The sequence below is a fragment of the Allobosea sp. TWI1241 genome (assembly GCF_039673065.1).
Taxonomy (GTDB): Bacteria; Pseudomonadota; Alphaproteobacteria; order Rhizobiales; family Beijerinckiaceae; genus Allobosea.
The window spans coordinates 1-18,825 of sequence record NZ_JBDJKW010000024.1 but is presented as its reverse complement, the minus strand read 5'-3'; the positions used below and the strand labels follow the sequence as shown (position 1 = coordinate 18,825).

General features: G+C 70.0%; 15 protein-coding genes. 11 read left to right on the top strand and 4 right to left on the bottom strand.

Annotated elements, in window-relative coordinates; all coding sequences use genetic code 11:
• Nucleotides 1–7 precede the first annotated feature (7 nt).
• From ABE438_RS19905 to ABE438_RS19895, 3 genes are read right to left on the bottom strand one after another with little or no spacing between them, the layout of a single operon-like run.
• Nucleotides 8–1,417: an amidase gene (locus ABE438_RS19905; protein WP_346504422.1), complete on the bottom strand. Its 1,410-nt coding sequence runs from the start codon at nucleotides 1,415–1,417 to the stop codon at nucleotides 8–10.
• 8 nt (nucleotides 1,418–1,425) lie between these two features.
• Nucleotides 1,426–2,412, bottom strand: coding sequence for a TRAP transporter substrate-binding protein (locus ABE438_RS19900; protein WP_346504421.1), 987 nt, complete (start codon nucleotides 2,410–2,412; stop codon nucleotides 1,426–1,428).
• Nucleotides 2,409–3,980, bottom strand: a complete 1,572-nt coding sequence (locus ABE438_RS19895) for an amidase (protein WP_346504420.1) — start codon at nucleotides 3,978–3,980, stop codon at nucleotides 2,409–2,411. Before ABE438_RS19895 ends, ABE438_RS19900 begins: the two co-directional genes overlap by 4 nt.
• A 238-nt stretch (nucleotides 3,981–4,218) precedes the next feature.
• Between ABE438_RS19895 and ABE438_RS19890 the strand changes: the two genes are divergently transcribed.
• Entirely contained in the window at nucleotides 4,219–4,836 is a 618-nt protein-coding gene (locus ABE438_RS19890; protein WP_346504419.1) for a helix-turn-helix domain-containing protein, read from the top strand.
• Between the two features lie 18 nt (nucleotides 4,837–4,854).
• Here the strand turns inward: ABE438_RS19890 and ABE438_RS19885 are convergent, their stop codons facing one another.
• Nucleotides 4,855–5,913 carry a sugar phosphate isomerase/epimerase family protein gene (locus ABE438_RS19885; protein ID WP_346504418.1) on the bottom strand — a complete coding sequence of 353 codons (1,059 nt, stop codon included), beginning with the start codon at nucleotides 5,911–5,913 and terminating at the stop codon, nucleotides 4,855–4,857.
• 407 nt (nucleotides 5,914–6,320) lie between these two features.
• Between ABE438_RS19885 and ABE438_RS19880 the strand changes: the two genes are divergently transcribed.
• From ABE438_RS19880 to ABE438_RS19835, 10 genes are all read left to right on the top strand, one after another.
• Nucleotides 6,321–7,313: an ROK family protein gene (locus tag ABE438_RS19880; RefSeq protein ID WP_346504417.1), complete on the top strand. Its 993-nt coding sequence runs from the start codon at nucleotides 6,321–6,323 to the stop codon at nucleotides 7,311–7,313.
• Entirely contained in the window at nucleotides 7,310–8,824 is a 1,515-nt protein-coding gene (locus tag ABE438_RS19875; protein WP_346504416.1) for a sugar ABC transporter ATP-binding protein, read from the top strand. Before ABE438_RS19880 ends, ABE438_RS19875 begins: the two co-directional genes overlap by 4 nt.
• Before the next feature lie 37 nt (nucleotides 8,825–8,861).
• A complete protein-coding gene (locus ABE438_RS19870) occupies nucleotides 8,862–9,848 on the top strand; it encodes an ABC transporter permease (RefSeq protein ID WP_346504415.1) in 987 nt (328 codons plus the stop codon).
• A gap of 26 nt (nucleotides 9,849–9,874) precedes the next feature.
• Complete coding sequence (locus ABE438_RS19865) at nucleotides 9,875–10,840, top strand: substrate-binding domain-containing protein (RefSeq protein WP_346504414.1); 966 nt, start codon at nucleotides 9,875–9,877, stop codon at nucleotides 10,838–10,840.
• Between the two features lie 122 nt (nucleotides 10,841–10,962).
• Complete coding sequence (locus tag ABE438_RS19860; protein WP_346504413.1) at nucleotides 10,963–12,144, top strand: Gfo/Idh/MocA family protein; 1,182 nt, start codon at nucleotides 10,963–10,965, stop codon at nucleotides 12,142–12,144.
• A 203-nt stretch (nucleotides 12,145–12,347) separates the two neighbouring features.
• Complete coding sequence (locus ABE438_RS19855; protein WP_346504412.1) at nucleotides 12,348–14,102, top strand: ABC transporter ATP-binding protein; 1,755 nt, start codon at nucleotides 12,348–12,350, stop codon at nucleotides 14,100–14,102.
• A gap of 300 nt (nucleotides 14,103–14,402) precedes the next feature.
• On the top strand, nucleotides 14,403–15,461 hold the full coding sequence (locus tag ABE438_RS19850; protein WP_346504411.1) for an ABC transporter substrate-binding protein: 1,059 nt from the start codon (nucleotides 14,403–14,405) through the stop codon (nucleotides 15,459–15,461).
• Nucleotides 15,462–15,646: 185 nt separating this feature from the next.
• Nucleotides 15,647–16,750 carry an ABC transporter ATP-binding protein gene (locus ABE438_RS19845; protein WP_346504410.1) on the top strand — a complete coding sequence of 368 codons (1,104 nt, stop codon included), beginning with the start codon at nucleotides 15,647–15,649 and terminating at the stop codon, nucleotides 16,748–16,750.
• Nucleotides 16,747–17,601, top strand: coding sequence for an ABC transporter permease (locus ABE438_RS19840; protein ID WP_346504409.1), 855 nt, complete (start codon nucleotides 16,747–16,749; stop codon nucleotides 17,599–17,601). The genes ABE438_RS19845 and ABE438_RS19840 overlap by 4 nt, the downstream gene beginning before the upstream one ends.
• On the top strand, nucleotides 17,598–18,425 hold the full coding sequence (locus ABE438_RS19835) for an ABC transporter permease (protein ID WP_346504408.1): 828 nt from the start codon (nucleotides 17,598–17,600) through the stop codon (nucleotides 18,423–18,425). The genes ABE438_RS19840 and ABE438_RS19835 overlap by 4 nt, the downstream gene beginning before the upstream one ends.
• The last annotated feature ends 400 nt before the right edge of the window (nucleotides 18,426–18,825 follow it).

Here is an 18,825-nt window from a genome sequence, read left to right as displayed (position 1 = left end):
AGGCCGCTCATCCGGGCGGCGACCATCCCGTGCGCGCCCCGGCGAGACTGGTGACCTGCTCCAGCGCCGCCGCGGCGCGCAGGAGCGTTGCCTCGCCGAAGAGCGGCGCGACGAGCTGCACGCCGATCGGCAGGCCCGCCGCGCTGATCGCGGCCGGGCAGGAGATGGCGGGGTGGCGGGAGAGGTTGAAGGGCCAGGTCAGCGGCGTCCAGTCCCACCATTCCGGGAAGCGGCTGGCATCGGGGGTGAGCAGGCCGGCCTCGAAGGGCAGGATCGGCACGGTTGGCGTCAGCAGCAGGTCCCAGGAGGACAGCAGCGTGCCGATCCGCCCGCTGAGCTGCCTGGCGGTGCGGCGGGCCGCCTGGAGCTCCCAGGCCGTCATCGTCTCGACGGCGCGATGCTGCCGCAGCAGCGCCGGCTCGACGGCCTCCCGCTCGGCAGGCTGGAGCCGCCGCAGGATCTCGGAGAAGGCGACGGCCCACAGCGCCGCGAAGGCCTGGCGGATCTCGCCGGTCTCGACGTTGACGGGCTCGACGATCGCGCCGAGGTCGCGAAGCCGGTCGGCGGTGCGGGCGAGAGCCTGCGCCACCTCGTCGTCGGGGGTGATCAGCCCGAGGCCCGGCGACAGGGCGATGCGCAGGCCGGCGACGCCCCCGTCCAGACCCGCCATGTAGTCGATGCCCAGCGGCGGGACCGCGAAGCCGTCGCGCGGGTCGGGCGCGGCGATCACCTGGAGCAGCCTGGCCTGGTCGGCCGCCGTGCGGCTGAGGCCGCCGACGACGGCCATGGTCTCCAGCGGCGTCGGCACATTGGGGACGAGGCCGGCCGTCGGCTTCAGGCCGACCACGCCGCTGAAGCTGGCCGGGATGCGCAGCGAGCCGCCGCCATCCGCGCCCGTGGCGACCGGGACGACGCCTGTCGCCACCGCGGCGGCGGAACCGCCGCTCGAGCCGCCGGGCGTGACCGAGAGGCTCCAGGGGCTGCGCGTCACGCCCTGCGCCCGGCTGTCGGTGACGCCCTTCCAGGCGAATTCCGGGGCGCAGGTCTTGCCGATGAACACGGCGCCGTGCTCGCGCAGGCGCTGAACCAGCGGCGCGTCTTCTGCCGCCGGGGCGGCGTTGCGGGCGCTGAGCGAGCCGAAGCCGGTTCGCCAGCCCCGCACCGCCGCCGTGTCCTTCACCGCCACCGGAACGCCGTCGAACAAGCCGCAGGGCCGGCCGTCGCGCCAGCGCCGGGCACTGTCCCGGGCCTGGACCAGCGCGGCTTCCTCGTCGATCAGCGTGAACAGGTTGAGCGCAGGCTGGACCTCGCGCGCGCGGGCCAGCGCGGCGCAGGTGGCGTCGAGCGGCGAGAGATCGCCGCTCGCGAAGCCGGCGACGAGCTCCGTCGCGCTCAGGGCGGTGTAGCGGGGCGCCATGCCGCGGCTTACTTGACCATGGCGAGGGTGCGGTCGAGCAGCTCGGAGCCGACCACGGAGCGCGCCTTGTCGTAGATCGGGGCGACGGCCTCGCGGAACGGCGCGACATTGGCGATGTCGTTGACCTGGACGCCGTCCTTCTTGATCAGATCGAGCGCCTTGACCGCCAGTTCGCCCGCTGCCTTACGCTGGGCGGCGACGGCGCGCGAGGCCGCCTCGCGGACCATGGTCTGCTGCTCGGGCGTCAGCTTCTTCAGCGAGCGGGCCGAGATCAGCAGCTCGACGGCGGAGTAGTTGTGGTTGGTCAGGGAGAGGTACTTGGTGACCTCCTGGAACTTGCTGGCGTAGAACACCGACACCGCGCCTTCGAGCCCGTCGATCGTGCCCTGCTGCACGGCGGTGAAGGTCTCGCCCCAGGCCATCGGCACCGCGCTGCCGCCGAGCCGGCTGAACATCTCGATGAAGACCGGGTTCTGCATGACGCGGTACTTGACGCCGTGGATGTCGGCGGGCGTCTCGACCGGCTTCTTGTTGTTGAGCATCTGGCGGAAGCCGCCCTCGGTGTAGCCGAGCAGCACGATGCCCTTGGGCTCGAGCTTGGCGCCCATGGCCTTGCCGATCTCGCTGTCGAGGACCTTGTAGGCCTGCTGCGAGTCCGAGAACAGGAAGGGCAGGTCGAAGAGCTGGAAGCCGGGCTCGAGCTGCGCCACGACCGAGTTGGTCGCCAGCGCGACGTCGACCGTGCCGAAGCGCAGGCCTTCGAGCATCTGCTTCTCGTCGCCGAGCTGGCGGTTCGGGTAGAGCTGCACGACGATCTGCTTGTTGGAGGCGTTTTCGACCTCCGCCTTGAACAGATGCGCGCCGACCGCATAGGGGTCGAGCGGGCTGTCGGAGGTGGTCCAGCCGAGCTTGAGCGTCACCTCGGCCTTGGCCGGCGCCTGGGCAACCAGCCCGATCATGCAGGCGAGCACGCCCGCCATCGTCGTCTTGATCATGGTTCAACTCTCCCCTTTGTGACATCGCCCGCAGGCGTGCGAATTGGCGTGGCCGCCGTGACATGGGTCGCCGGCCGCAGCCCGAACCAGTCCGGGCGCGCGCGCTCGACGCTGTGCGCGAGGCGCAGCAGCAGCGCTTCCTGACGCCAGGCGCCGCAGAGCTGGACGCCGATCGGCAGGCCGTCCTCGCCCGTGCCGGCCGGCAGGACCAGCGCCGGCGCGCCGACCTCGTTGCTCGGAATGGCGTAGCGCCCGGCATCGAGCTGGTCGGCGAACCAGGCGTCGAGATCGCCATCGCAGAAGGTCGAGGCGCGGCCGTTGGCGGCCGGCACCGGCGCCGCATAGGCGGGCGTCAGCAGGATGTCGATCCGCCCGAAGAGCTGGCCGTAATGGCGCGTGACGCAGTTGTTCAGCGCCATCATCCGCCAGAGATCGGCCTTGTCGTAGCGCGCCGAGGCATCGACCATCCGGTCCACCATCGGCGAGAGCAGCGTCCGCAAGCCGTCGCGGCTCAGCCCGCGCTGCTCGGCCAGCAGTGCGAGCTGCCCGCGCGCCGACATCCAGTTGATCGTGTAGCTCTCCCAGAGCTCGGCCCAGGGCGCGATCGCTTCGTCCGTCACCGGCACCACGTCATGGCCGAGCGCGGCCAGCACGGCGCAGACGGCTTCCAGGCGGTGAGTGGCGGCCGGGTAGATCGCCGCATCGCGGCCCCAGGCGCCGCAGGACCAGCCGATCCGCAGGCGTGCGGGCGCCGCATCCAGCCCCGAGAGGTAACGGCCCGCCTCGGAGATAACCGGCATGAATGCGCCGCCCGGTGCGACGCGCGCCGTATGGTCGAGCACGGCTGCGCTGTCGCGCACGCTGCGGGTCACCACCCCGTCGGTCGAGATGCGCGACTGGTATTCGCTGCTGTCGAGCGGGCGCGGGCAGAGGCCGCGGGTGGGCTTGAGCCCGACCAGTCCGCAATGGGCGGCGGGGATGCGGGTCGAGCCGCCGCCATCGGACGAGGTCGCGATCGGCACGGCGCCGGCGGCGACGAGCGCCGCCGACCCGCCCGAGGAACCGCCCGGCGTGCGGGCGAGGTCGAACGGATTGCGGGTGATGCTGAGCGCACCGGCATGATTGGTGGTGGTATCCCAGCCGAGGCCGAGCTCGGCCGTGGTGCTGCGGCCGATCGGCACCAGCCCGGCCGAGAGGATCCGGGCGATGAACGGATCGGTTTCGCCGGCGACGGCGCCGCGGAACAGGGCCGAACCGCCTTCCTGCCGCCGGCCCGCGAGCCGGGCCGCCAGGTCCTTGAGCAGCACCGGCACGCCATAGAGAGCCCCGGCCGTATCGGCGCCGCTGCGCGCCGGCTCGGCGATCAGGTCGCTGAACAGCTCCAGAACGCCGGAGAGGGCGGGATCGACCCGCGCCACGGCAGCCGCGGCCTGGCCGGCGAGTTCGCCCGGGCTGACCTCGCCGCTGCGCACGAGCGCCGCCAGGGCGACGCCGTCATGCTTCGCCCATTCCGCCCAGCTCAGGGGCAGCCGCGCCCCAGGCTCAGACCCCGACGCGGTCTGTTCCACGGCGTTAATTGAACAGGAATTCAATTTGAATGATCTCTCGCCGAGCTCTCAAGGCTCTTTCATCCCCGAATTTCTTCACATGATCGCCGCATTCTGGATTATTGCAAGCGCAAATTGAACGCAGTATGTTCAATTTTGAACACGGCGTGCGCCGCCGGGCGTCAGGTGCCGTTGCGTTTGCCCGCCGCAATTGCGGTAATGACGATGGATGGCGATGGAGACCGGCTTAGGGATGAGGGTGAACGATACGGCATCCGAGGTGCCGCAGGACATGGCCCATCAGCTCGACCCGGCCACGCTCGGCCATCGGATCCGGGAGCAGCGCAAGGCGCGCCGGCTCTCGATCCGCGACCTCGCCGCGCGTAGCGGCCTGTCGGTCGGGATGATCAGCCAGATCGAACAGGGCAAGTCGGCCCCGTCCCTGCGCTCGCTGCGGCTGATCGGCGCCGCTCTTCACCTGCCGCTCTCGACCCTGTTCCAACCCAATGAGGTGCCGGGCAGCGAGCTTGCCGCGGCGGACGAGCGCTATGTGGTGCGGCGCGAGCGCCGGCAGGTGCTCAAGCTCAACGACGCGATCCGCAAGGAGCTGCTCAGCCCGGCCTCGCTGCAGAGCCTGGAAATCTTCAATGTCGAGCTCCAGCCCCGCGCTGCCTCGAGCGCCGAGGCCTACAGCCATTCCGGCGAGAAGGCCGCCGTGATCCTGGAGGGCCAGCTCGACCTCTGGCTCGACGGCCGGCTGCACGTCCTGGCGGAGGGCGATTGCTGCCAGTTCTCCAGCGAGATTCCGCATCGCTACGAGAACAATGGCGCCAGCGTCTGCAAGGTCGTCTGGATCCTCACACCCCCGTCGGCGTGAGGCGGGCGAGCTTCCCGACTAGCGATCGAGCCCCAGCATCCGCCGCGCCAGCCCGTCATCGCCGCCGCCGGCGAAATCGTCGAAGGCCTTGTCGGTGACGCGGATGATGTGATCGGCGATGAAGGAGGCACCCTCGCGCGCGCCGTCCTCGGGATACTTCAGCGCGCACTCCCATTCGAGCACCGCCCAGCCGTCATAGCCGTACTGGGCGAGCTTCGCGAAGATCGCCTTGAAATCGACCTGCCCGTCGCCGAGCGAGCGGAAGCGCCCCGCCCGCTCGACCCAGGACGCGAAGCCGGAATAGACGCCCTGGCGCCCGCTGGGCCGGAACTCGGCGTCCTTGACGTGAAAGGCGCTGATCCGCTCGTGATAGAGGTCGATGAAGGCGAGGTAGTCGAGCTGCTGCAGCAGGAAATGCGAGGGATCGTAATTGATGCGGCAGCGCGGATGGCCGCCGAGCCGGTCGAGGAAGAGCTCGAAGGTCGCGCCGTCGAAGACGTCCTCGCCCGGATGGATCTCGAAGCCGATGTCGACGCCGTTCGCGTCATAGACGTCGAGGATCGGCCGCCAGCGCTTCGCCAGCTCGCCGAAGGCCTCGGCAACGAGGCCCGGCGGGCGCTGCGGCCAGGGATAGAGGAAGGGCCAGGCCAGCGCCCCGGTGAAGCTGACCGAGCCCGACAGGCCGAGGCGGCGCGAGGCCTTCGCCGCCAGCGTCATCTGCTCGACCGCCCAGGCCTGGCGGGCCGATGGCTTCCCCCTCAGCGCCTCCGGGGCGAAGACGTCGAAGGCGGCGTCATAGGCCGGATGGACCGCGACCAGCTGACCCTGGACATGGGTCGAGAGTTCGGTGATCGCGATGCCGTTCTCCCGGGCGATGCCGGCGACCTCGTCGCAGTAATCCTGCGAGGCGGCAGCCTTTTCGAGGTCGAACAGGCGGGCATCGCCCGAGGGCAGCTGCACGCCGCGATAGCCGAGCGAGGCGGCCCAGCGCGTGATCGAGGCCCAGCTGTCGAACGGCGCCGCGTCGCCGGCGAACTGCGCCAGAAAGATCGCCGGGCCCTGCATCGTCTTCGCCATCGCATCGTCCTCCCGGCGCGGAGGATGGCGCGCGCCGGCGTGCGGGTCCAGATCGGAGAGGCCGCGAAGCGGCGGCGACTTTACCGGATCTTTTGCCTGATCTTGGCCGAAGTTCGGTCTTGTCTGCGCCCGAAAGCCGCGGCTAGCCTGCTTGCAAGGGCCGCCACAGGGCCGATCGAGGAACGCGGGAGGCCGTCATCGCACAGCCTTGGGAGAGCCTGGGTCCCGACGAGCTCGCCGTCCTCGAGGCCACGTTCTGGTCCGGCGGTACGGCCCGCCACGCGCTGGCGGACACGCTGCAGTTCTCGCGCAGCAAGACCAACGCGCTCGCGGCCGGGCTGATCGACCAGGGCCTGCTCGACGAGGCCGGCGTCCAGCGCTCGACCGGCGGCCGGCGCCCCGAGACCTTGCGGATCCATGGCCGCATCGGCGTGCTGATCGGCATCGACATCGGCGCCACCAGCCTCGACATCGCCCTGCTGCAGCCCGATCTCGCGGTCATCGCCCGCCATTCGCAGGAGGCCGACGTCCAGGCCGGCCCGGGGCCGATCATGGCCCGCCTGCGCGCGCTGATCCCGGCCATGCTGGCGCAGAACCGCATCGCCCGCGACCGCGTCATCGCCGTCGGGATCGGCGTGCCCGGCCCGGTGAACTTCGCGGTCGGCCAGCTCGTCAACCCGCCGCTGATGCCGGGCTGGGACAGCTACGCCATCCGCGACGATCTGCGCGAGATCCTGGACGCGCCGGTCTTCGTCGACAACGACGTGAATCTGATGGCGCTCGGGGTGCTGTGGCGCCAGCGCCGGCAGATCGAGAACTTCCTGGTGATCAAGGTCGGCACCGGCATCGGCTGCGGCATCGTCTGCCATGGCGAGCTCTATCGCGGCGCCACCGGCTCGGCCGGCGATATCGGGCATATCGGCGTCGATCCGGACGGCCCGCTCTGCCGCTGCGGCAATCGCGGCTGCGTCGAGGCGATGGCCGCCGCGCCCGCGATCGCGGCCATGGGACGCCAGGCGGCCGAGGCCGGGCGCAGCCCGCTCCTGGCCGAGACGCTGGTGCGCCAGGGCACGCTGAGCGCGGCCGATATTGGCGCCGCCTGCCGCGCCGGCGATGCCGAGGCCGATGCGATCGTGCGCCTCTCCGGCCGGCTGGTCGGCCAGGTCCTGGCGGCGCTGGTGAACTTCTACAACCCGTCCCACATCTTCATCGGCGGCGGCGTGGCGGCGATCGGGCCGCTCTTCCTCGCCGCGATCCGCCAGAGCGTGAACCAGCGCTCGCTGGCGCTCTCCACCCGCCATCTCGAGATCAACGCGGCGCCGCTCGGCCCGGAGACCGGGCTGATCGGCGCCGGCGTGCTGGCGATGCGCGAGGCGCTGCGCAGCGGGGCCCCGGCATGAGCGCACCCGGCCTCGCCATCGCCTTCGACGGCATCGTCAAGCGCTTCGGCCCGGTCGCGGTGCTGCACGGCGTCTCCTTCGGGCTGGAGCCCGGCAAGGTCTACGGCCTGCTCGGCGAGAACGGCGCGGGCAAGTCGACGCTGATGAAGATCCTGGCCGGCTATGAGAGCCCGAGCGAGGGGCGGGTGCTGATCGGCGGGAAGCCGGTCGCCTTCGCCGGCTCGCGGGACGCCGAGGCCCAGGGCATCGTCCTGATCCACCAGGAGTTCAATCTGGCGGACGATCTGAGCATCGCCGGCAACATCTTTCTCGGGCACGAGAGGCGCAAGGGGCTGTTCCTCGACGAGGCCGCGATGCGGGCGGAGGCGGCGGCGGTGCTCGCCCAGGTCGGGCTGGAGCGCCCGGCCGACACGCCGGTGCGCCAGCTCATCGTCGCGGAGAAGCAGCTAGTCGAGATCGCCAAGGCTTTGTCGCGCCGGGCCAGGCTGCTGATCATGGACGAGCCGACCGCGACGCTGACGCCGTCGGAGGTGGCGCGGCTCTTCGGGCTGATCGCGCGGCTGCGGGAAGACGGCGTCACCATCGTCTACATCTCGCACAAGCTCGACGAGGTCGAGCGCATCACCGACGAGGTGGTGGTGATGCGCGACGGCCGGCTGGTCGGTCGCGCGCCGACCGCCTCGCTCAGCCGCCACGCCATGGCGACGATGATGGTCGGGCGCGAGATCGCCGACCTCTTCCCGGCGAAGGCGCCGTTCGACGCCGAAGCCCCCGACGCCCCCGCGGCGCTCGCCGTCGCGGGCTTCACGGTGCCCGGCTGGGCGCAGGACGTCTCCTTCGCGGTGCGGCCGGGCGAGATCCTCGGCTTCGCCGGGCTGGTCGGCGCCGGGCGCACCGAGCTGTTCGAGGGCATTCTCGGCCTTCGGCCGGGCGCGGGCGATGTGCGGCTCGGCGGCCGGCCGGTGGCGCTGCGCTCGATCGCCGAAGCGACCCGCCAGGGGCTGAGCTATCTGAGCGAGGACCGCAAGGGCAAGGGCCTGCATGTCGACTTCCCGCTCGCGCCCAACCTGACGCTGATGGCGCTGGAGCGCTATGCCCGTCCCCTGCTCGACCATGGCGCCGAGCGCGCGGCCCTGGTGCGCGCCGTCGAGGCCTTCGGCATCCGTACCGGCTCGCTCTCGGTGCGGGCCGCCGCGCTGTCCGGCGGCAACCAGCAGAAACTGGCGCTGGCCAAGGTGCTGCATCCCGAACCCAGGGTGCTGGTGCTCGACGAGCCGACGCGCGGCGTCGATGTCGGCGCCAAGCGCGAGATCTATTTCCTGATCGCCGAACTCGCCCGTAAGGGCCTCGCCGTCGTGGTGATCTCCTCGGAACTGATCGAGCTGATCGGGCTGGCCCACCGCGTCGCGGTGATGCGCGCCGGCCGGCTGGTCGCGACCGTCGAGGGCGCTGAGATGACCGAAGAGACGATGATCGCCCATGCCACGGGGACGCGCCATGACGCAGCCTGAGACGAGGGCGGCTGCGGGCCACGACGGAGCGCCGGATGTGGAGCCGGGGCGGGGCGCGTCCGGCCCGAGCGCCGTCGAACACCTCTCCAGGCTCGGCCCGCTGATCGGGCTGATCGTGCTGTGCGCCATCGGGGCGGGGCTCAACAGCGATTTCGCGACGCTCGACAATGCGCTGAACGTGCTCACCCGCACCGCCTTCATCGGCATCATCGCCGTCGGGATGTGCTTCGTCATCATCCTGGGCGGCATCGACCTCTCGGTCGGCTCGATGGCGGCGCTGATCGCCGGCTGCGTGATCATGTTCATCAACTGGGCGGCCGGCGCGCTGGGCTCGCCGCTGCTCGCGGTCGTCGCCGGCACGGGGCTCGCGGTGGTGCTGGGGGCGGTGTTCGGCCTGGCGCAAGGTGTCCTGATCGCCAAGGGCCGGATCGAGCCCTTCATCGTGACCCTCGGGACGCTCGGGATCTACCGGGCCTACCTGACCTATTTCGCCGATGGCGGCGCGCTGACGCTGGAGAACGCCCTCTCCGATCTCTATGCGCCGGTCTATTACGGCCATCTGTTCGGCGTGCCGCTGCCGGTGCTCGCCTTCCTCGTCGTCGCGATCATCGGCGCGGTCATCCTCAACAAGACGGCCTATGGCCGGCACGTCCAGGCGATCGGCTCGAACGAGACGGTGGCGCGCTATGCCGCGGTCGATGTCGAGCGCGTCAAGATCCTCACCTACATGCTGATGGGCGTCTGCGTCGGCATCGCGACGCTGTTCTACGTGCCGCGCCTCGGTTCGGCCTCGCCGACCACCGGCCTGCTCTGGGAGCTCGAGGCGATCGCCGCGGTGATCGTCGGCGGCGCCGCGCTCAAGGGCGGCCATGGCAGCATCGCCGGCACGGTCATCGGCGCGATCCTGCTCTCGGTGATCAGCAACATCCTCAACCTGACGAGCCTGATCAGCGTCTATCTCAACGCCGCCGTGCAGGGCTTCGTCATCATCATCGTCGCGTTCATGCAGAAGGGCCGCCGCTGAGGGCGCGCCGGACAGGGAGAGAAACCATGCTTGCGCAGACCAGACGTAGCCTGCTGCTCGCCGCGACCGCGGCCGGCCTCGCCTTCGCCGCCGGCGGCGCCGCCGCCGAATCGGTCAATCTCGGCGTCTCGATCCCCGCCGCGACCCACAGCTTCATGGGCGGCATCAACTACTGGGCCAACCGCGCCAAGAAGGAGCTCGAGGCCCAGCACAAGGACCTGAAGATCACCATCCGCACCGCCGCCAACGCCACCGAGCAGGCGAACCAGCTGCAGGATCTGAGCGCCGTCAACAAGATCAACGCGCTCGTCGTCTTCCCCTTCGAATCCGCGGCGCTGACACGGCCGGTGGCCAATGTGAAGGCCAAGGGCGCCTATGTGACGGTGGTCGATCGCGGGCTGACCGACACCGCGGCGCAGGACGCCTATGTCGCCGGCGACAACACCGCCTTCGGCCGGATTCCAGCCGAGTACATCGCCAAGACGCTGAACGGGAAGGGCAATGTCGTCGCCCTGCGCGGCATTCCGACCACGCTCGACAATGAGCGCATGGACGCCTTCAACGCGGTGCTGAAGGCCCATCCCGAGATCAAGCTTCTCGACGCTAAATATGCTAACTGGAACCGCGACGACGCCTACAAGGTGACGCAGGACTTCCTGACGCGCTTCAAGGACATCGACGCCATCTGGGCGGCGGATGACGATATGGCCTTCGGCGCCATCAGGGCGATCGACCAGGCCGGGCGCAAGGACATCAAGGTCATCTTCGGCGGCGCCGGCGCCAAGGACATGGTCAAGACCATCATCGACGGCAAGGACCCGCGCATCCAGGCCAATGTCAGCTATTCGCCGAAATTCATCTATGACGCGATCAAGCTGACCGCCGAGGCCCGGCTGAAGGGCGAGAAGCTGCCCGCGACGACGATCATCCCCTCGGTGCTGATCGACAAGAGCAACGCCAAGGACTTCTACCACGCGGACTCGCCGTTCTGAGCGGCTGACCGCCCGAGCGCCGAGACGCGCGCCCGAACGCCGTCATCCCGGAGCCGCGCGGCCTCGCCGCTCGCCCGGGGTGACGGACCATCCTCGCCTCCGTTCCAAGAGTCTTGACCGGCATGAACCAGGATCCTCCGCGCAGGCTGCGCTATGCCATGGTCGGCGGCGGCACCGGCGCCTTCATCGGCGCGGTGCACCGCCACGCCATCGCGCTGGACGGGCTGGCGGAGCTGACGGCGGGCGCGCTATCCGCGACGCCGGAGAAGGCGATCGCCTCCGGCCGGGCACTCGGCCTCGCCGAGGCGCACAACCACGGCAGCTGGCAGGCCCTGCTCGAGGCCGAGCTGGCGCGCGCGCCCGACGAGCGGGTCGACGCCGTGGTGATCGTGACCCCGACCGACAGCCATTTCCCGATCGCGCTGGCCTTCGCTGCCGCCGGCTTCAACGTCGTCTGCGACAAGCCGCTGGTCCATACCGGTGCGCAGGCCGAGCAGTTGGTCGCCGCGGTCGCGGCGAGCGGCGCGGTCTTCGGCGTGACTTACAACTACACCGGCTATCCGATGGTCCGGCAGGCCCGCGAGATGGTCCGGTCCGGTGTCCTGGGCGCGGTCCGCAAGGTCGTCGTCGAATACAATCAGGGCTGGCTGGCGACTGCGCTGGAGGGCACCGGCAACAAGCAGGCCGGCTGGCGGACGGACCCGGCGCGCAGCGGCATCGCCGGCGCGCTCGGCGATATCGGCTCGCATGCCGAGAACCTCGTCTCGACCGTCACCGGGCTGGCCATCGCGGAGCTGGTGGCCGATCTCGGCCGCATGGTGCCGGGCCGCGCCCTCGACGACGACGCCAGCATGCTGCTGCGCTTCGCAGGCGGCGCGCATGGCGTGCTGATCGCTTCGCAGGTCAATGCCGGCAAGGAGAACGATCTGCGCCTGCGCGTCTCGGGCGAGCGCGGCACGCTGGAATGGCGGCAGGAGGAGCCGAACCGGCTGGTGCACTACCGGCATGACGGCCCGACCGAGATCCTGACCCGGGGCTCGCCCTGGCTCTGCGAGGCGGCCAGGCGGGCGGTGCGCCTGCCATCCGGCCATCCCGAAGGCTTCATCGAGGCCTTCGCCAATGTCTACCGCGGCGTCTTCGCCGACATCCGCGCCCGCAGCGCCGGCGTCGTGGTCGACCCGCTCGAGGCCGACTATCCGCGCGTCGGCGACGGGGCACGCGGCGTCCGCTTCATCGAATGCGCTGTCGCCTCCTCGGCGTCGCGAAGCTGGCAGCGCTTCGAGCCCGACCAGCCAGCCGGCTGACGCAGCCGTCCCGTCCCATCCCGGCGCTTCGACGCGCCGCTACCGACCGGCTACGCGCGGGGCGGGACCGGCGCCTGCCGCTTTGGCGGGTGACGCGGCGTCGCCCGGGCCCTATCCAGGGCGGCGCGGAGCCTGCCCGCCGATTGCGAGGCCGCGGCGTCCGCTCGCCATGCCCGCTCCGGGCGCCTGGCGCGGAGACCGATATGGACCTGATCAAGCGGTTCGCCGCCTATTACCGCCCGCATCGCGGCTTGTTCCTGCTCGATTTCGGCAGCGCGGTCGCCGCCGGCCTGCTGGAGCTCGCCTTCCCGGTCGCGGTGACGCTGTTCATCGACCGCCTGCTGCCGAGCGGCGATATCGGCTCGATCGCGCTCGCCGCCGGCGGGCTGTTCGCCGCCTATCTGCTCAGCGCGGCGCTGCAGGTGGTGGTGACCTATTGGGGCCACATGCTCGGCATCGGCATCGAGACGGAGATGCGGGCCAAGGCCTTCGACCATCTCCAGAAGCTCTCCTTCGGCTTCTTCGACAACCAGAAGACCGGCCATCTCGTGGCGCGCCTGACCAAGGATCTCGAGGAGATCGGCGAGGTCGCCCATCACGGGCCGGAGGACCTGTTCATCGCGATCATGACGCTGATCGGCGCCTTCCTGCTGATGCTGTGGGTGCATCCGCCGCTGGCGATCATCACCGCGCTGGTCGTGCCGCTGACCGCCTTCGTCACCATCCGCTATGGCAGCCGCATGACCGCGAACTGGCACGCGCTCTATGGCCGGGTCGGGGATTTCAACGCCCGCATCGAAGAGAATGTCGGCGGCATCCGCGTCGTCCAGGCCTTCGCCAACGAGGAGCACGAGCGCCGCCTCTTCGCCGAGAGCAACCGGCGCTATCGCGACACCAAGCTCGCCGCCTACCGGCTGATGGCGGCGGCGACCTCGCTCTCCTATCTCTCGATGCGCTTCGTCCAGGTCGTGGTGATGCTGGCGGGCAGCTGGTTCGTGGTGCGCGGGGAACTCAGCGCCGGCGGCTTCGTCGGCTTCCTGCTGCTGGTCGGCGTGTTCTTCCGGCCGGTCGACAAGATCAACGCGGTGATCGAGAGCTATCCGAAGGGAATCGCCGGCTTCCAGCGCTACCTCGCCTTCCTGGGCACGCGCCCGGACGTGGCCGACAGGCCAGGTGCGCGGCCGGTGGCGCGGCTGCGCGGCGACATCGTCTATCGCGACGTGCGTTTCGGCTACGATCCGGCCCGCCCGCTCTTTTCGGGACTGGATCTTTCGATCGGCGCCGGCGAGACGGTGGCCTTCGTCGGGCCCTCGGGTGCGGGCAAGACCACGATCTGCTCGCTGCTGCCGCGCTTCTACGACGTCACGGGCGGCGCGATCCTGATCGACGGTATCGACATCCGCGACATGACGCTGACCACGCTGCGCTCGAATATCGGCATCGTGCAGCAGGATGTCTTCCTCTTCGCCGGCACGATCCGCGACAACATCGCCTATGGCCGGCTGGGGGCGACGGAGGCGGAGATCGTCGAGGCGGCGCGCCGTGCCCGGCTCGACGGCGTCATCGCCGCCCTGCCGCAGGGGCTCGACACGGTGATCGGGGAACGCGGCGTCAAGCTCTCGGGCGGCCAGAAGCAGCGTCTCGCCATCGCCCGCATCTTCCTGAAGAACCCGCCCATCCTGATCCTGGACGAGGCGACCTCGGCGCTCGACACCGAGACCGAGCGGGCGATCCAGCGCTCGCTGGCCGAGCTGTCGCGCGGGCGCACGACGCTGGTCATCGCGCATCGCCTCGCGACGATCGCCAATGCCGACCGCATCGTCGTCGTCGAGCGCGGCGGCATCGTCGAGCAGGGCAGCCATGCCCAGCTCCTGGCAAGCGAGCAGGGGCGCTATCGCAGCCTGCACGCGGCGCAGGCCGACCAGAGCCTGCCGCTGGCCGGAACGCCCGCCGGCTGAAGCATGCAGGGCCGCGCCGCGCTCGGCCGGCGGTCGCGCGCGGCCATGTGACGTTCACTGTCTTCGGGGCTCACCCTGCGTCGTGGCACGCAGCGGGCGGCGCAAGCGGCCGTTCGCCATGAGGTGCACCCTCTAGGGGTAGGCGCCATGTAGAGGCATCATTTCGGACGAAATGGCGCGAATTTCAGCGCTCCGAGCAAGGATATGGTTGCTTCGTAGCCTCGCGGCTATGCGGGCCGCAATTGACATGTATCGTTATATGTGGGGTAGTGAGGCCTCTCGACCATAGAGGGGACGACAATGAGACGGTTTGGCTTAACCTTCGGACTGGCCGCGTCGCTGGCTTGCATCCTGACGCTGACCACCGCACGGGCCGCCCAGAAGGGCCCGCTGGTCATCGTCACCGCCGGCGGCGCGTTCGAACAGGCGATGAAGAAGAACTTCTACGACCCGTTCACCAAGAAGACCGGAATCGAGATCATCCCCGTCGCCGCCGCCTTCGGCGCGCAATGGGCCAAGGTCAAGGCGATGAGCGCCATGCCCACCGCGGAGTGGGACATCGTCACCGCCCTGCCGAACGACAATTTCAGCCAGGCCGCCAATCTGGAGCCGATCTCCTGCGACCAGCTGCCCAACGCCGCGACGCAGGCGATCGAGGGCACCTGCCTCGGCCGCACCGTGACGCGCACCTGGGGTGCCGGCGTGCTCTCCTGGAACACCAAGGCCTTCCCGGCCGGCAAGGAGCCGAAGGACTGGAAGGATTTCTGGGACGTCAAAGCGTTCCCCGGGCCGCGCAGCCTGCCCGATGCCAGCTACTGGCCCTGGCTGCTGATCGCCTCGCTCTCTGCCGACGGCGTGCCCGCCGACAAGCTCTTCCCGCTCGACGTCGATCGCGCGCTCAAGAAGCTCGCCGAGATCAAGCCGCATGTCGCGGTCTGGTGGAAGACCGCCGACCAGTCGCAGAACATCCTGCGCAGCGGCGAGGTGGTGATGTCGATGATGGGCTCCGGCCGCGCCACGACGCTGATCCAGGCGGGCGAGCCGGTGGCCTTCACCTGGAACCAGGGCCCCAAGGATGTCGGCATGTGGGCCGTGCTGAAGAACTCGGCGCACAAGAAGGAGGCGCTGGCCTTCATCGACTTCTTCCTCGGCAATCCCGAGGCGCATGTCGCCTTCTCGCGCGAGTTCCCGTTCGAGACGCCGAACAAGGGCGCGATGGCGCTGCTCTCGCCGGAGGAACGCGCCAAGCGCGGCGGCGACCCGGCCAATCTCGCCGTGCAGATCACGCCGGACTGGAAATGGCTCGCCGACAACGAGACCGTGGTCCGCCAGCGCGTCATCGAGGCGCTGAGCCGCTGATCCGCGCGCGATCGCGCCGCTCTCTCCCCCGCTGACGGCCCGGCCGCGGCGGGGGCCTTCGACCAGATGGACAATCGACAGGCTGCCGCTGCGCCTGCCCGACCGCGCTCCGGTCGCGGCTGGCCCGTGGCCTGCATCGCGCCGTCCCGACCCTTTTTCCCGTGTGTAACGGAGCCTTCTGTCCAATGCTGTCCATGGGAGCCGACGTCCGCATCAGCGGTCTCGTCAAACGCTACGGCTCGGCGGTCACCGCCGTCGACAATGTCTCCTTCGACGTCGCCCAGGGCGAGTTCCTCTCGGTGCTCGGCCCGAGCGGCTCGGGCAAGACCTCGGTGCTGATGTGCCTTGCCGGCTTCGAGGTGCCGAGCGCCGGCCGGCTGGCGATCGGCGGCCGGGACGTCACCGACCTGCCGCCCAACCGGCGCGAGATCGGCGTGATCTTCCAGCGCTACGCGCTGTTCCCGCACATGTCGGTCCGCGAGAATGTGCGCTTTCCGCTGAAGATGCGCGGCATGCCGCGCGCCGAGTCCGACCGGATCATCGACGGGACGCTGGCGACGGTGCGCTTGGCTGCGCTGGCCGAGCGCATGCCGGCGCAGCTCTCCGGCGGCCAGCAGCAGCGCGTGGCGCTCGCCCGCGCGATCGCCTTCCGGCCGCCGCTGCTGCTGATGGACGAGCCCTTCTCGGCCCTCGACAAGAAGCTGCGCGACGAGATGCAGGTCGAGGTCAAGGAGCTGCAGCGCAAGCTCGGCCTGACCATCATCTTCGTCACCCATGATCAGGAAGAGGCACTGACCATGTCCGACCGGATCGCGGTGATGAACCATGGCCGGCTCGAGCAGATCGGCACGCCGGACAGGGTCTATGGCGACCCGGCCACCCGCTTCGTCGCCGGCTTCGTCGGCGAGGCGCATGCGCTGCCCGGCGTGGTGCGCGCGGTCGAGGGGCGGCGGATCACGCTGGCGCTCGACGATGGCGGCCAGGCCGCCGCGGTGGCGCCCGAGGGCTCGACCCTCGCCGCCGGCGCCCGCGCCGAGATCGTGCTGCGGCCCGAGCATATCGCCCTGAACCCCGCCGTCGGGGAGGGCGAGGGACTCGCCGCCCGGCTGATCGCCAAGAGCTTCGCCGGCGCGACGGTCGGCCTGACCTTCGAGACCCGGCGCGGTGCGCGCGTTTTCACCCGCCGCCCGGTGCAGGAGAGCGCCGCGCTGCCGATCGGCGGCGAGGTGGCGCTTGGCGTGCAGCCCGGCCAGGCGCGCTGCTTCCCGCTGGCGGGAGGCGTCGCATGAGCGCCGCGACCGCCGACAGGCGCCGCCTCGCCAGCGGGCCGAGCTGGCTGCTGATCGCCCCGCTGCTGCTGGTCATGCTGGTGATCTTCTGCTGGCCGATCCTGCAGCTGATCAAGACCAGCCTGTTCGATCCCGATTTCACGCTGAAGCACTATCGCGAGGTGCTCGGCAACGAGTTCTCGCTGACGATCTTCTGGCGGACCTTCCGGGTCAGCTTCCTCGTCGCCTGCTTCGCGCTGGTGGTCGGCTACCCGATCGCCAATCTGATGCGCAGCGCCAGCCCGTTCTGGACGGCGATGATCGGTGCCTGCGTGCTGATCCCGCTCTGGACCAGCGTGCTGGTGCGCAGCTTCGCCTGGACGGTGCTGCTGCAGCGCAACGGCGTGTTCAACAGCTTCCTGCAATGGACCGGCCTGACCGATGCGCCGGTCGCCTTCCTCTACAACGAGGCGGCGGTGATCGTGGCGCAGGGGCACGTGATGCTGCCCTTCATGGTGATGCCGATCTACCAGGCGCTGCGCGCCATTCCCGACGAGCTGCCGCGCGCGGCGCTCAGCCTCGGCGCCTCCTATGTCTCGGTGTTCCGCCATGTGATCTGGCCGCTGTCGCGGCCGGGCGTCGTCGCCGGCTTCCTGATGACCTTCATCGTCACGCTGGGCGCCTTCGTCACGCCGGCGCTGATCGGCGGGCCGCGCAGCCTGCTGCTGGCGACCTTCATCAGCAACGAGATCACCGAGCAGCTCAACTGGCCGCGCGGCGCGACCCTGTCCGCGATCCTGCTGGTCGCGGTGATGCTGCTGATCGCCTGTTTCAACCGCTTCCTCAAGATCGCCCGGGTGGATGGACGATGACTATGCTCCGCAAGCGCCTCGGCCGGCCGCTGCCGCTGCTGCTCGCCCAGCTGGCCGGCATTCTCGGCCTGGTCTTCCTGCTGCTGCCGACGCTGGTCGTGGTGCCGATCTCGGTCGGCCCCGACAAATACCTGCACTTCCCGCCGCGCGGCTTCACCCTGGACTGGTATCGCCAGCTGCTCGGTGATCCCGCCTGGATCAAGCCGGCGCTGTTCTCGCTGAAGATCGCGGTGATCGTCGCCGTGCTCTCCACCGTGCTCGGGACGATGGCGGCCTATGCGCTTACTCGCGGCCGGCTGCGCGGCGAGCAGGTCGTCTCCCTGGCGACCCTGGCGCCGATCATCGCGCCGAACATCGTGATCGGCGTGGCGATGTACCTGTTCTTCTCGCGGCTCGGCCTGTCCGGCTCGCTCGTCGCCTTCGTGCTGGCGCATACGGTGCTGGCGACGCCCTATGTCATCATCACCGTCTCGGCCTCGCTGGTCGGCACCGACGCCGATCTCGACATGGCGGCAATGAGCCTTGGCGCGACGCGCTGGGGCGCGTTCCGGCATGTGACGCTGCCGCTGATCATGCCGGGCATCATCGCCGGCGCGGTCTTCGCCTTCATCGTCTCCTTCGACGAGCCGGTGGTGTCCTTCTTCCTGTCGAGCGTCCGGGACAAGACGCTGCCGCGCAAGATCTTCGAGGATCTCGACTTCGACGTCTCGCCGGTGGTTGCTGCGGTCTCGACCCTGCTGACCTTCAGCTCGATCGGCTTCCTGGCGCTGATCGGCGTGATGAAGCGGGTGGGGGCCCGCCGCGGCGTCGTCAGCGAGGGCTGAGAAGCACGCCCGCGGCCGGAGTGGGCCAAAGCCCGTCCGGGCATCGAAGGCTTGGACGGATAATCGTGACGGGGAGCGGGGCGCATCTCGCTCCCCGTTTTCGTGTCTGCATGGTGCCGGCCGTTGCCGGCCCGCCGCTTTCGACGGGGCCGGCGACGGCGCGACAGGCGCCGCCTGCATGCCGCCGCGCACAGGCGGCGCTCCAGCCGATCCGTCGCGATCCCTTGGCCCGGAAACGGATGACGCCGCCACGTGACGGATCACGGGCGGCGTCGGGAATGGTCGAAAGGTCTTAAACCTCGTGGCGGCCGGGGGCCCGCAGACGCCCCGCCCCCCCCCCCGGGGGGGAAAACAAAAAAAACCCCACGCGGGGGGTGAGGGTGCCGAGAAAAGGGCCGCC